This is a genomic window from Kiritimatiellia bacterium (assembly GCA_025054615.1).
GTDB lineage: Bacteria > Verrucomicrobiota > Kiritimatiellia > CAIVKH01 > CAIVKH01 > JANWZO01.
This window is the reverse complement of sequence record JANWZO010000011.1, coordinates 78,077-91,439: the sequence shown is the minus strand read 5'-3', so window position 1 is coordinate 91,439 and position 13,363 is coordinate 78,077. Positions and strand designations below refer to the sequence as shown.

The 13,363-nt window shown below is 62.5% G+C and carries 13 protein-coding genes; 3 read left to right on the top strand and 10 right to left on the bottom strand.

What is annotated here, in order from left to right; genetic code table 11:
* Window positions 1-845: 845 nt before the first annotated feature.
* The gene (locus NZ740_06765; GenBank protein ID MCS6771714.1) at window positions 846-1,043 is read left to right on the top strand and encodes a hypothetical protein; all 198 of its coding nucleotides are present in this window, start codon (window positions 846-848) and stop codon (window positions 1,041-1,043) included.
* Window positions 1,044-1,281: 238 nt separating this feature from the next.
* Here NZ740_06765 and NZ740_06760 read toward each other — a convergent pair whose 3' ends face one another.
* From NZ740_06760 to NZ740_06715, 10 genes are all read right to left on the bottom strand, one after another.
* Window positions 1,282-1,905, bottom strand: coding sequence for a ribonuclease HII (locus NZ740_06760; protein MCS6771713.1), 624 nt, complete (start codon window positions 1,903-1,905; stop codon window positions 1,282-1,284).
* Window positions 1,892-2,278: a 50S ribosomal protein L19 gene (rplS, locus tag NZ740_06755; protein MCS6771712.1), complete on the bottom strand. Its 387-nt coding sequence runs from the start codon at window positions 2,276-2,278 to the stop codon at window positions 1,892-1,894. Before rplS ends, NZ740_06760 begins: the two co-directional genes overlap by 14 nt.
* A 52-nt stretch (window positions 2,279-2,330) precedes the next feature.
* Window positions 2,331-3,011 carry a tRNA (guanosine(37)-N1)-methyltransferase TrmD gene (gene trmD, locus NZ740_06750; GenBank protein MCS6771711.1) on the bottom strand — a complete coding sequence of 227 codons (681 nt, stop codon included), beginning with the start codon at window positions 3,009-3,011 and terminating at the stop codon, window positions 2,331-2,333.
* Between the two features lie 131 nt (window positions 3,012-3,142).
* Window positions 3,143-3,373, bottom strand: a complete 231-nt coding sequence (locus NZ740_06745; protein ID MCS6771710.1) for a KH domain-containing protein — start codon at window positions 3,371-3,373, stop codon at window positions 3,143-3,145.
* A gap of 15 nt (window positions 3,374-3,388) precedes the next feature.
* Window positions 3,389-3,676: a 30S ribosomal protein S16 gene (gene rpsP / locus NZ740_06740; GenBank protein ID MCS6771709.1), complete on the bottom strand. Its 288-nt coding sequence runs from the start codon at window positions 3,674-3,676 to the stop codon at window positions 3,389-3,391.
* A 41-nt stretch (window positions 3,677-3,717) separates the two neighbouring features.
* Window positions 3,718-5,052 (bottom strand): signal recognition particle protein, encoded by a 1,335-nt coding sequence (gene ffh, locus NZ740_06735; protein MCS6771708.1) that lies wholly within the window; start codon window positions 5,050-5,052, stop codon window positions 3,718-3,720.
* A 3-nt stretch (window positions 5,053-5,055) separates the two neighbouring features.
* Window positions 5,056-5,571, bottom strand: coding sequence for a hypothetical protein (locus tag NZ740_06730; protein MCS6771707.1), 516 nt, complete (start codon window positions 5,569-5,571; stop codon window positions 5,056-5,058).
* 10 nt (window positions 5,572-5,581) lie between these two features.
* Entirely contained in the window at window positions 5,582-6,484 is a 903-nt protein-coding gene (prmC, locus tag NZ740_06725) for a peptide chain release factor N(5)-glutamine methyltransferase (GenBank protein ID MCS6771706.1), read from the bottom strand.
* Window positions 6,453-8,267: a DNA mismatch repair endonuclease MutL gene (mutL, locus tag NZ740_06720; protein ID MCS6771705.1), complete on the bottom strand. Its 1,815-nt coding sequence runs from the start codon at window positions 8,265-8,267 to the stop codon at window positions 6,453-6,455. Before mutL ends, prmC begins: the two co-directional genes overlap by 32 nt.
* A 69-nt stretch (window positions 8,268-8,336) precedes the next feature.
* Complete coding sequence (locus NZ740_06715) at window positions 8,337-9,356, bottom strand: glycosyltransferase (GenBank protein MCS6771704.1); 1,020 nt, start codon at window positions 9,354-9,356, stop codon at window positions 8,337-8,339.
* A 57-nt stretch (window positions 9,357-9,413) separates the two neighbouring features.
* Between NZ740_06715 and NZ740_06710 the strand changes: the two genes are divergently transcribed.
* A complete protein-coding gene (locus tag NZ740_06710) occupies window positions 9,414-11,789 on the top strand; it encodes a protein kinase (protein ID MCS6771703.1) in 2,376 nt (791 codons plus the stop codon).
* A gap of 674 nt (window positions 11,790-12,463) precedes the next feature.
* The gene (locus NZ740_06705; protein ID MCS6771702.1) at window positions 12,464-13,333 is read left to right on the top strand and encodes a zinc ribbon domain-containing protein; all 870 of its coding nucleotides are present in this window, start codon (window positions 12,464-12,466) and stop codon (window positions 13,331-13,333) included.
* Window positions 13,334-13,363: the final 30 nt, after the last annotated feature.

The window sequence follows — 13,363 nt, the reverse complement described above, 5'->3', positions numbered from 1 at the left end:
TTCATATCCTCGGGTAAAGCTTGAAACCATGGAGCCCGGATCCATTCGGGCTCTACCCCTGTCTTATCTGTGACCTGAGCACGCGCATGCATCAAAAGAAGAAATGAAGTTACTAGAAACGTAATAGTCGTTGTTTTCACGATTCTCTCCTCAATCTTCTTTGCAAGATTATTATCTATGCTTGATTTGTTTGCCTAGGTGTATTGAAGAGATGTTCCCTTGCGATGTCAAACATTATTACTCATCTGGATCTTACTCCCATCAAGTCCCTACGACAAGGGTTTCGGGACTGGGATCCAAGCGTGGCCATTCCGTTCTGCCACCTTGCGCAGTCCAAAAGCTTGAGGGAGATCACCAGTGGGCTGAAGGCCTGCCTTGGAAAACTCAACCCCCTCGGCGCGGAAGGAGCGCCGGCGCGCTTGACGCACTCCTACGCAAATGGCCACTGACCGTGGGAACGCTTCGAATGGGTCTTGCAAGACCTATTGGGGATCTGCCTAGAGATTTCGCCCCTGCATCGGTTCCGCTTCGACTAATCGGATTACAGGCTAGTTGAGTTGTACAACGACCAGGGCATCGGATTCGTGACGCCCCTGAATTCAGGCGCACGCTTTCAGGTCGTGGCGGGCGGAACGGAGGCGGCGGAGGCACTGAAATCCGGGCCGACCCGATTCTTCGGCTGCGAGGCATGGAGCGTGAACTGCGCCGAATTGAGATTGGAGACGAGCCAAATCACGAGGAATTCGAGTTCCGCAAAATCCCCACTCGTTCGCGGCTTGACCCTTGTGGCGATCTACCGATAGCGCTGGCAAATCGATGTCTCCTTCAAGAGGATCAAGCCGCCCTTGAAGATCGGGACGTTCGTCGGGATTAACACCAACGCGTTTCGAAAGCAGATTTGGGCAGCATTGATCACCAAGCGCCTGCTGAAGGAACTGTCGTTCAAATTTCAGTGGGGCTGGTTGCTGTCGCATTGGGTTGGCGCTGGTGCGCTGAAATCTGTCGAGCTTTCGGGACTTGGGGCGTGGCTGGATGATCCCTAAGACATCCCCCGGAGGGGGCCGGTTTCATCCGATCCAACTTGCCTTGCGCAGCATCTTCAGCGCTGGCGTGACGCTCGGGGCTTCATACACGAAACCGAAATCTGGCCGCCCAATCCCGAGGGAAGATCCTGTCAAACATTCCCCATGTCCGCCGATGGGGGACGGCAGTGATCGCACAGTGCAGCGAAGGGCACGAATCGCAGGGCCGTTTGGCCTCGCGACGCGTTTTATTCCGTAATCACAGCGATACGCGCTTGACCGGCGCGAAGGATCGCCGATGGATCGGTGACGGCCCGTGGCGCGCCAGCGCGGCCAGATGTGCAGCCGTGCCGTAGCCTTTGTGGCGGGCGAATCCATATTGCGGGAACTGCCGGTCCCACTCGATCATTTCAAGGTCGCGCGTCACCTTGGCGATAATACTGGCCGCCGCGATCAGGAGGCTTTGAGCGTCGCCGTCGACGATCGAGCGAGAATCGACAGGCAGGCCCGGGACGGGCAGGCCGTCGACCAGCAACAGGTCGGCCTTTCGCGGCAAGTGATCCACAGCTCGCCGCATAGCGAGATGGGTCGCGCGCAAAATATCGAGGCGGTCGATTTCCTCCACATCGGCGCGACCTACGGCCCACGCGATAGAGGGATCCGCGGTCAGGATGCGAAAAAAATATTCTCGGCGGGCGGGGCTGAGCTTTTTCGAGTCCTGTAAGCCATCCAGCTCCCGAAATCGGGGATCTTCCAAGCGTTCTCTTGGAATGGAGACGGCGGCTGCGATCACCGGGCCGGCCAGCGGTCCCCGGCCCGCTTCGTCGATGCCGGCGAGCGCGGCGAACCCTTCCGACCAAGCCTGCCGCTCATGCTGGAGCATTCGACGACTCGGCCCCGGCGGATGCCGAGCGTTCCCGAATCTTCGATTTCTTACCGCTCCGGCCACGGAGGTAATAGAGCTTGGCGCGGCGCGGCTGCCCGGACCGCTCTACCTCGAGCTTCTCGATCGACGAGCAACAGATGGGGAAGACGCGCTCGACTCCCTCGCCATAGGAAATGCGACGAACGGTGAACGTCTCGGTGTGGCCCTTGCCGTCGCGAGCAATCACGGTCCCGGCGAAGACCTGGATGCGCTCCTTGTCGCCCTCCTTGATTTTCACGTGAACCTTGACGTTATCGCCGACGCGGAAATTCGGGAGCGAACGACCTTTCATCTGCTCGCTTGAAATGGTTTCGAAGATGCTCTGAGCCATGGCGGATTTCCTGTTGCGAAGGGTGGAAAGACTATCAGCCCCCGGCGCGGAGTCAAGCTGATTGGCCGCCGAGCAGATCGGGGCGGCGGCGCCGTGTCCGCGCGGCCGACTGTTCCGCGCGCCATTTCGCGATATCGGCGTGGTCGCCAGTCAGCAATACGGGCGGGACCCGCATTCCTCGGTATTCCGCCGGCCGGGTATATTGCGGATACTCGAGATATTGGCGGCTGAATGACTCCTGTTCGGTGGCCCCTTCGGCGCCCAACACGCCGGGCAGGAGGCGTACGACCGCGTCAATCACGACGGCCGCCGGCAACACGCCATGCGTCAGAACGTAGTCGCCGATCGATAGTTCGTCCGTCGCGAGAGCGACCCGCACGCGCTCATCCACGCCCTCGTAGTGGCCGCAAATGAATATAAGGTGCGATTCGCGGGCTAGCTCCCGGGCGAAGGACTGAGTAAATAATCGGCCTTGCGGGCACATCAGGATGACCCGGCTCGGCGCAGTGCGTACGGATTCGACCGCGGCGAAAATGGGCTCCGGTTTCATCACCATGCCCGGCCCTCCTCCAAAGGGCCGGTCATCCGTCGTCTGATGACGGTCGAGCGCAAAATCCCGCAGGTTGATCGTGCGCACCGTGACGATGCCCTTTTCGGCGGCCCGCTTCATCATGCTGGCGCGGAGGAATCCTTCCAGCATTTGAGGAAAGATGGTCAGGACATCGATACGCATGCAGCGGAAAGCTTTATGGCGAGGAGCGTCGAAGCAAATTTTCCGAAGCGGCCGGATCTTGGCTGGCGCTCCCGAGCGCGTTGGCATCGGAGCCGGACCCGGCTGAACCCGATGACCGGCCGGCGTTCCGTTTATTCGACGATTTCGACGACAGCGCGCTTCCCGTCCTTGGATGCGAGAGCCAGCGCGAGAGCGCGCAAAGACTGGATGACCTTCCCGTTTTTGCCAATCACCTTGCCCACGTCATCCTCGTGGCACCTCACTTCGCAAATTACGGTCTTCTGCCCCTCGAGCGCGGTGACCGACAATTGGTCAGGGTGATCGACAAACCACTTCAAGACCTCGGCGACGAAGGCTTTCATTCGCGAGACTGCCCGTCAGGCCGATGCCGCGGCGCCCGCCGATTCGGCCGCGGCCGGGCCGGGCGACATCTTGCGCTGCTTTCGGATCAACGTCGCGACCGCGTCGGTGGTCTGCGCGCCGCGGGAGACCCAGAAGTCGACCCTGGCGAGATCGATCTCGAAATTTTTTCCCGTCGCCTTGGGATCATACCAGCCGACATTTTCGAGGTACCGGCCGTTGACCTTGCGCTTGATATCCGCAACCACAATGCGGAAAAAGGGCCTTTTGTTGTTGCCCATGCGCATCATGCGTATCTTGACCATGCTTCCTCCAAAGATTCCCGACGAAAGGTATCAACGTTATCCTAACGGCCGGAGCGCATCAACCTTTTTCGATGAGTTTTGAGCCTCCGCGCCATCTCCCGAGCAAGCTCGAATTTTTTGAGTAGTTCATTTACATCCTGAACGCGTGTTCCGCTCCCCGCAGCAATCCGCCGGCGGCGGCTGGCATTGATGATCTGCGGTCGCCGCCGTTCGTCAGGCGTCATACTCTGGATGATCGCCTCGTGCTTTTTCATTTCCAGCTCAGCGTCGCGACCGAACGATTCACGCATGTGGGGAGGCAATCGACCGGCGCCTGGCAGCAGCTCGAGCAGGTTGCCGAGAGAGCCGATCTTTTTGACCTGCCGGATCTGGGCGAGGAAATCTTCGAGGGTGAACTCTCCGGCCAGCAGCCGCTGTTCCATGTCCTCGGCGGCCTTCTCATCGATCGCCGCCTGCGCCTTTTCGACCAGCGACACAACGTCCCCCATTCCCAGGATGCGCGAGGCCATTCGCGCAGGGTGGAACGGCTCGAGGTCCCCGACTTTTTCTCCGACGCCGGCCATCAAGACCGGGCAGCCAGTCGCATGCCTTACGGAGAGCGCCGCCCCGCCCCGCGCATCTCCGTCGAGTTTGGTGAGAATGATCCCGGTCAGGCCCACGTCCCGGTGGAAGCGTTCGGCGACGTGGACCGATTCCTGACCGATGGCGGCGTCCAGAACCAATACCGTGTCCGAAGGATCGACCACTGCCTTGAGCTCACGGAGTTCGGCCACCAGCTCCTCGTCAATCTGGAACCGGCCGCCGGTATCAAAGATCGCGATGTCGAAACGGCCGTCCCGCGCATGCTGCATCGCGCGGCGCCCGATTTGCGGGACAGATTCGCCCGGCTCGGGGGCGAGAATGGGCACGCCGACCTGTTGCGCGAGGATGCGGAGCTGGTCTACGGCGGCGGGGCGCCGGATGTCGCACGCGACCAACAGGACGTTTTTTCCCGACTTTTTCCAGCGGGCGGCGAGCTTTGCCGACGTCGTCGTCTTGCCGGAGCCATGCAAGCCGATCATCATCACGGCAGCCGGTCGGCCCATAAGGCGGAAGTCCTGAGCCTCACCGCCCAGCAGAGCGACCAGTTCGTCATAGACGTGTTTGATGAACTGCTGGCCGGGGGTGATGCTGTCCAGCACATCCCTGCCCAGCGCCTTTTCGCGGACGCGCGCCGTGAACTCGCGGACGACGTTCAGGTTGACATCCGCCTCGAGCAGCGCAAGGCGCACTTCGCGGAGAGCATCCTGAATGTTTTTTTCCGAGAGCTTCCCATAGCCGCGAATGTCGCGGAACACCTTCTGGAAAGCCCCCGCCAACTTTTCAAACAGGGGCATTGTTCACAGTCCCTCAAAAGCCGATTCGCCCGCCGGCGGGCCGTCTGAGGAGGGTGCGTACTCCTCCGCTTCGGTCCGCCGGAACAGGAACTGGGGCGGTTTGTACTCCGGCGGCGGAGCGCCGTCGAGCCGGATCAGGCCCCGCCCGCCGCAGCGTTCGCACCATCGCCACGTCCCGTCCTCGTTTTCCACGCGCCCCGTCCCCGCGCACGCGGGGCACAGCCGATCAAATTCATCGAACCGGCGGACCTGCCGGGCGCCAACGCCGTAGCAGGCGGGGCACATCTCCAGGCGGCGCCCTCCTTCCGGCTTCGGAACGGAGACGACTCCCAGGCCGGCACAGGCATCGCACGAAATTCGCTCCAGCGAAAACGGGGCAAACTTGTGGGTGTTTCGCGCCGTCCAGAAAATCTGGAGCACCACGGTCACGGCACATACGGCCACGACCGCAAGGATGGACGCCGTCCTGCGCGAATCTCGGATCGGACGCCGGCGCGGGATCCTCCGCCGGATATGCATGGACGGCGCCCTAAACATGAGGCCTCATCGCTGCGGCGATCCGCTCGTGGCCCGCGGCATCGCGATAGACGGTGATGCCAACGAATCCGAGGTCCTCCAGTAGCCGCCGAACCGCCTGCCCTTGGTCATTTCCCATTTCGAGCCAGAGCATACCACCCGGCTTGAGCGCGCTGCGCGATTGCGCCGCCAGGCGCCGGATCACCGCCAAGCCGTCCGCGCCGCCGATCAGCGCGACCGGCGGCTCGTACTCGCGAATGGAGAGCGGCAAGCGGCTCCACTCCGCTTCGGACACATAAGGGGGGTTGGAGACAATCACGTCATAAGCGGCTTCTGGCGCGCCGGCCAGGAGATCGCCAAGGATCCATTGGATGCGCGAGTCCACACCGAATCTGCGCGCATTTTCGCGAGCTAACTCCAGGCTTTCCTTGGAAATGTCGATTGCCTCAACGCGGGCATCTGGCCGGTCCAGAACAATAGTGATCGCGAGGCAACCGGTGCCGGTGCCGACGTCCGCGACGCGTCCCGCGAACTCGCGCGGAAGGGCGTCGAGCACCCGTTCGCACAACTCCTCGGTTTCTGGCCGAGGAATCAGGGCCCTGCGGTCGCACAGGAAGTCTCGCCCCATGAATGGCGCATAGCCGAGCACGTATTGGAGAGGTTCGCCCGCCTCAACGCGCCGGGCGCGCTCGACCAGCAGCGGGATCCATTCGGCCGGGATCGGCCGGTCGCCCGACACATAAAGATCGAGCCGCCCGATTCCCGCCGTCTCCGCCACCAGCCAGTCCGCGGCCGCGCGCGCGTCTTCGATGCCGGCGCGCGCCAGCGCGGCTTCGATCTGCCGGACCGCTGCCTGCAGCGTCGGCCCGATTGCCGGCGGGCGATTATTCGCGCCCAAATTTTCGACGAAGCTCATCGAACCCCATGTAGATCAACGTTGGGCGGCCATGCGGGCAGGTGTAGGGCATTTCGCAAGCGGCGAGGTCTTGCACGAGTCTTTCGATTTCCTGGACGGTAAGCCGGTCCCGCGCTTTGACCGCGGCCTTGCACGCGGCCATGGCGATTTGTTCCTCGAGCATATGCTCGGCGCCGGCCCGCCGGCCGCCCCGCTCCAGCGCGGACGTCACCTCGGCCAGCACGGCGCGCGGTGAGACCGGTCCCAAAAACGTGGGCAGCGCGTCGACAACAAAGGTATCGCCGCCGAACTCGGCAACGCCGAATCCCATTGAGCGCAGCGTGGGGAGATGGTCTCGAACGCGCTGGGCCGCTTCCGGCGGCAGGTCCACGGTCTCCGGCGCAAGAAGCCCCTGCATGCGAACGTCCCGCGCCAGCACGCTACGCATCATTTGTTCAAACATCACGCGTTCATGCGCAGCGTGCGGGTCCATCAGGATGAGTCCGTCTTCCGTCTCCAACACCACATACAGCCCGCCGGCCTGGCCCAGAATACGGCACCACGACCACGGCGCTTTCCGGCTCGGCCCTTCCACCGCCGAGCCCGGCTCGGTCGGTTTCCGGCTCTCTTCCGACAGGACACTGGACGCCGCAGGGGCGCCGGTCGCTGGTTCGGCAGCTTTTGATGGCTCGAGCCGCGGATAAGAAAAGGCCGGAAGTTCGGGAAGATCCACCACGCGAAACGCGGGCAGCGCGCGCGATGCCGCGAGCAACGCGCCGAGCGCGGTTTTGCGCGGAAGCGGCTCTTCCCCGAGCGCAAGGGCTTCGCGAAGGGCTCCCAGAAGCGCATCGCGGACTCGCGCTACATTTCGGAACCGAACCTCCTTCTTCGTAGGGTGGACATTCACATCCACATCCGTCGGCGGCAGGTCGATGAACAGGAACAGGACCGGATGCCGCCCGCGCGGAATCAGGTTGTTATAAGCCTCGGCGACCGCATAGCTGATGACGGCCGCGGTGGCTGGGCGGCCATTCACGAAAATGTACTGTTCGGAGCGGTCTGCGCGGTTCACCTGGGGGAGGCTGGCAAAACCGCGCACCCGCACCCGTTCGTCGCCGCCCTCAATTCGGCGCAGCCCGTCCAGGAAGTCGGGGCCGAAGAGGTCACGCAACCGCTCCTCCAGCGTGGAGCCGCCGGGAAGCCTGCACACCTCGCGCTCGTCCACGCGCAAGGTCCACGCGATGCCCGTGTGCGCGAGGGCGTGGACCAGAAAGACCTGCCGCGCATGAGCCAGTTCGGTTTGTTCGCTCCGTAAAAATTTCCGGCGCGCCGGAACGTTGAAAAACAGGTGCTTAACCGAAACCGTCGTCCCCGGCGCGCAACCGACCTCGCGAACATCCACGATGGTTCCGCCGGAGACGGTAATTTCGGTCCCCGCCTCCTCATCGCGGGGCCGCGTGGTCAGTGTAAAGCGCGATACGGCGGCCACCGCGGCAAGGGCCTCGCCGCGGAAGCCGAGGGTCGAAATGCGCTCAATATCGCTAATATCCCGGATCTTGCTCGTGGCGTGGCGCTCGATAGACAGCAGCGCGTCGTCCCGCGTCATGCCGGCGCCGTCGTCCGAAACCACCACGGCGGTTTTCCCACCGCCGACAAGGTCGACGAGGATCGAGGACGCCCCGGCATCGATCGAGTTCTCGACCAGCTCCTTGACCACGGACGCCGGCCGCTCCACCACCTCCCCCGCAGCGATTTTGTTGATCACCGCGTCGGGTAGAACGCGGATGGTTGTTGGTTTGCCCATGCGTAGGCGAGAGTATCAGAGTCGTTCCGACCGGCAAAACCCCATTCGGTCCCGCCTTTGGCGCACGATTCAGGCGGCTTCGATGAAGTCGCGCCCGGGCATGTAGCCCCGCGACAGAAGCATCGACCGGATCGATTCCGGTGCGCCGATTGCGGAGACGCAAGTCACGATAAAACACTCGCCCGGCGGCGGGATCTCCTCGTGGTGGATGACCGGCGCCCCGTGATATCGCCGCCCGACCTTGCGGGGGTCGAGATCCGACCAGGCTGCGACCCGTATGCCCGCTTCCATGAAAAACTCCACGCGGCGGCGGGTGACGCGGCCTGCGCCGATAACGAGTACATCCGGATGATGCGGATTGTTCGCGGCCAGCCATCGAGCCAGATAACCGGCCTTGACGCGATAAAAGGCCTCAAAGGAGTACCGCGGATCTGTTCGCGAAAGTCGGCGTGGAGGGTCATTCCATGTCAGAAGGGTTTCGGGACATTTTGCGAAGCGGGCGCCGGCTTCAAACCACCTCAGCCAAAGTTCATAATCTTCCGGAAAGGCGCCGGCTCGATAGGCGCCGAATCGCTCAAACGCCCCGCGCCGGATCAGGACTGACGGATGTGCCAAAGGGGATTCCCGGAACCGGGCACGGGCCATCTCCTCGTGCGTCAGCAGCGTGTTGATCCAGTCGACGTATCGGGCGTATCCGGCACGATTGGCGCGGTCTCCGCCGAAGCGGACCCTACAGGCCACAACGTCGAGGCTCGGGTCCGACCAGGCCACCCGCCACTGCGTCTCCAGGCGTTCGGGCGTACTCTCGTCATCCGCATCCATTCGCGCGATCCATTCGCCGCGGGCCTGCCGCAGACCCTCATTGAGCGCCTCGGCGAATGGCAGGTCTCGCGGGACGCTGACAATCCGCAGGTCCCGGAACGCGCCGCGCGCGCCCTCAAGCAAGGCCCGGCTCTCGTCGTCCGAGCCATGGTCCACGGCTATGAGTTCAAAATCCTGCAAGGTCTGTCGCCGAAGGCTTTCCAGGGCGGTCGGAAGCGTCGCAGCCGCATTGCGAATAGGCATGAGCACGCTGATGAGCGGAGACATCCCTGGCCGTCCGAAATCCGGTTGGGAACGATCGTCGGCGCATGATATACTACATTCGTGAGCTGGAATCGACGCCCTGAAGAAGAGGAAGACGAGGACGGGATCGAGGTCGGATCCCTTCCGGACGAGGACACGGCCAGCGGCGTACAGGGGCAAGAGCCGCCGCTCGAAATCAATGGCTACCAGCTCATCGAGGAGATCCAGCGCGGTGGCCAAGCCGCTGTTTTTCTTGCCGTCCAGAAATCTACGGGTCGGCGCGTAGCGCTGAAAATCATTTTCGGGGGGCCGTATGCGGCCGAGGCCGACCGCGAGCGAATGAACCAGGAGGTGAGGATCCTCGCGGCGCTCGATCACCCCAACATCGTTTCCGTGATCGACCGCGGGGAGACGGCGGACGGTTCACTCTATTTCGTCATGAATTACGTCGACGGTCGACCGCTGCATGAGTTCCTGCGCGACTTTCGCCGCGACCGAAACGAAGCGCTCACCCGCGCGGACATCGCCGAGCTGCTCAAATTATTTCGGCGCATCTGCGAGGCGGTCAATGCCGCGCACCTGCGCGGCATTGTGCACCGCGACCTGAAGCCCGCCAACATCATCATCGATTCTTACGGCGAGCCCCATATCCTTGATTTCGGGCTGGCGCATGCGCCGGTCGCCGATGGCGGAGCGCCGAACGCGAGCACCACGCAACTCAGCGAATTCGTGGGGTCGCTCGAGTGGGCCAGCCCCGAACAGGCCCGCGGCAATGCCAACCAGGTTGATACGCGAACAGACGTCTACGCGCTGGGCGTCATCCTGTTCCAGATGATCACGGGCGAATTTCCGTACGAGGTCCGAGATGAACTTCGCCACGTGTTAGACACGATCATCTCGGTCCGCCCACAGCCGCCCAGCCGCGTGCTCGCCCGGATGGGTAAATTGAAGGGGCCGGACGGGCCCCTCTGTGACGCCGCCCTGGATCGTATCGTCTTGAAGGCGCTGGCCAAATCTCGGGATGACCGGTATCAAAACGCGGGCGAGCTTGCGCGGGCGATCTCCGCCTACCTGGATACGCCCAAGCCAGCCCCGACATCGGTTGGGATGCGGACAGCCATCATTGCCTCGGCGCTGCTCGCTGCGGCGCTTGCAACCGCGGTCTTGTGGCAGGAATTCGGCCGGTCCTCGCCATCGCCGCCGATTGCCGTCCGCTATGACGACGGCATCTACGGATATGCCCAGGACGGCGACGATTTGGTATTCGTGTTCGAGCCCACCCGTTTTGAGACCGCTCGGCATGACAACGGCCGTCTGGCTCACGTGCGCGAGATCGGAGCCGTGACGCGAGTCTTTGTTGCCGGCGCCTTCAATGGCTGGGCGAAAGAAGACCCCGAATGGCGAATGAACCCCGTGGGGCCCGATCGATTTGAGCTGCGCAAACCGGGATTTATGTTTTCAACCCGCGCGGAGTGGCCGTTCAAGTTTCACGTCAACGGCGAATACTGGGTAGGCGCGCCGGACCGGGCCCGTAATCGCGAACGCGTGGTCACGGACAGCGCCACGTTCAATCTCGTCCTGGTCCCCCCGCGGGCATCCCACGCCTCGCAGGTCAGCGCGCTTCGCGCGTTCCGCGAACAGATCGACGCCGTATGGCCTGGCCAGGGGGCCAATTTGGTTTTCGACCAGTCGAACCGACTCCATTTCTCGTTTGCGAATCTGACGCCGGGCCAGCGGATCACCGACCTGGATCCATTGCGCGGCATTCCGCTCGTTTCCCTCGACATCACCGAAGCAAAGGTCACCGACCTTTCGCCTCTTAGCGGAATGACGACGCTGGAGCAGTTGAAGGTCAATGACGGCACCTTCGCAGCATTCGTCGGCTCGGCGATTCAGGCGCTCGCCGAGCGACGATTCGAGGACGCGCGCCGCGAAATCGACCGCGCGATGGTCGGACTGACAAATGTGCCGGCATTGGAACGCGCGCGCGCCGCGCTGCAAACCGCCGTGGACCATCTGCAGACCCTGATCGAGCGGCCTGGGCAACCTCCTGATAAGGCGCCAACATTCCAAGGCCGAATCTACGCGCTGATCATGACCCCCATGAACTGGTATGAGGCGGCGGATTTTGCCAAACGGCATGGCGGGCACCTGGCCACCGCGACCACTCGCGCGGAAAATGAATGGTTGCTCAATACCTTTTCGATGCCGCCTCTGGGTCGAACGCTCTGGCTGGGAGGAACCGACGAGGGAACCGAATCGTTCTGGCGCTGGATCACGCAGGAAGGGTGGCGTTTTGAGAACTGGGGCCACCCCGAACCGAATAACGAACACGGCAACGAGCACGCCCTCGCGATGCGGCCCGATGGCTGGTGGATGGACGCCAACAGCTATGCGCTGCGCCTGCCGTTTGTCATCGAATGGGATCGGTCGGACTCAATTCCCCCGAATCCCTGAACCGACCCGTTAGTCAAGATCCCCTCGCGATCGTCAAAACTCGTTAGAAATGCCCCTGTTTTGACTCGTTAGAAATGTTCCCTTTCCTGCTGGAGGGACGCCGTCCATATTCCTGCTGGAGTCCGAAAATATAACCCGGAACGGCGCCCTCCATTGCGCCTCCTAGGCAGGAGCCGTTCCACTCTGCCAGTCATTTTGGGAGGGCAAGCGATGCAAGCCGCCCCGACATGGGCGGCACCTCCCGCCAAAATTTCGCCAGTCGCAAAGGGCTGGCCTTCGAATTCGCAATCGCGATCTGATCGCAGAAAACCAGTATCGGGGTCGGACGGTAAAGATGCTTTAGCCAGTGCCGTTGGCACCGGAAATTCACGTCGCTCGACGAGCCTGGCTACAAATCATGAGGATGACGCTGTTGCCGGAGCTGTCGGCCCAACCCTCGAATAGCGTTCTGCGCATGCCTCGTACGCCTGTTCCCGACTCATTGCCTTCAGCCTCGTTCGCTCCTTCTGACTCATTCGAAGTTCTCCCATCGCTACGGCCCTCCGGCCGCCGCCGTGGGGTCATTTCCATCGAGTTTGCGAGGAGACATTTTCAAAGCGTCACGACAGAGAGCCCCTCGCAATCTTGTTTTGGGCATCCCAATCGCTTACGATGCGAATGATGGGAGGTCTAATGTGAGTCAACGTCTGCAATTGAAAAAAGAGCAACCGCCCTCCGATGCGCAGGATTGTCCGGGTTGCGGGAAACCGCTGCCCGGCGGAGCGGTCATCTGCATCGAATGCGGCTATGACACGCGAACCGGCCGGCGCATCGGTGAAAGCGGACGCCGGAAGAACTCGCCGGTGGTCATTGCAGGCCTCATCCTCATCATTGTCGGCGCAGTCACGACCCTGTACCTGCGCTCCAAGGAAACGGGGACGGTTCCCGCCCCAGCCTCCGCCGCTGATTCCGAATCTTCTCCGTCCGCACCTGAGCCGTCAGCCGAGACATCGACGCCTGAATCGCTCGCGCCCGCGACGACCGAACCAGCGCTGACTGCCGAAGCGCCCACCACAGCGACCGCCGAATCGGCGCCGGCTGCCGAAGCGCCCGCACCAGCGTCCTCCGAACCGGCGTCGGCCACTGCCGCGGAAGAGCCGGCCGCCCCGTCTGCACCGACCACACCTGAACCTGAGACAACGGCGGTCGCCGAGGAGCCTCATGTTGAATCCGCGCCCGCCATCGACTGGGAAAAGGTTGAACAGGACCAGCGGCAACGCATTACGGCTGAAATGGACCGGCGCGCACCGTTTTTTGCAAGCGGCCAGCTTGTGGAATTCCGTCTGACCAACGGGCTCGTGCGCAGGGGAACCTATCAGGGTCGCGATGCGGAGTCAGCCCGACTGAAGGCTGACGGCAACGAGGTCATTACCATTCCGATCGTCTCGTTGGACCGTAATACGAGAATTCGCGTGGATGCCGATTACCGCCAGCGCTATATTGAGTTTTTGGCGCGCCAGCGCGTCGCTGAGTTCCGGAAACGCTCCAAGACCGAAAACCCGTAGACGCCAACTTCCGCAAAGGGTATCATTACT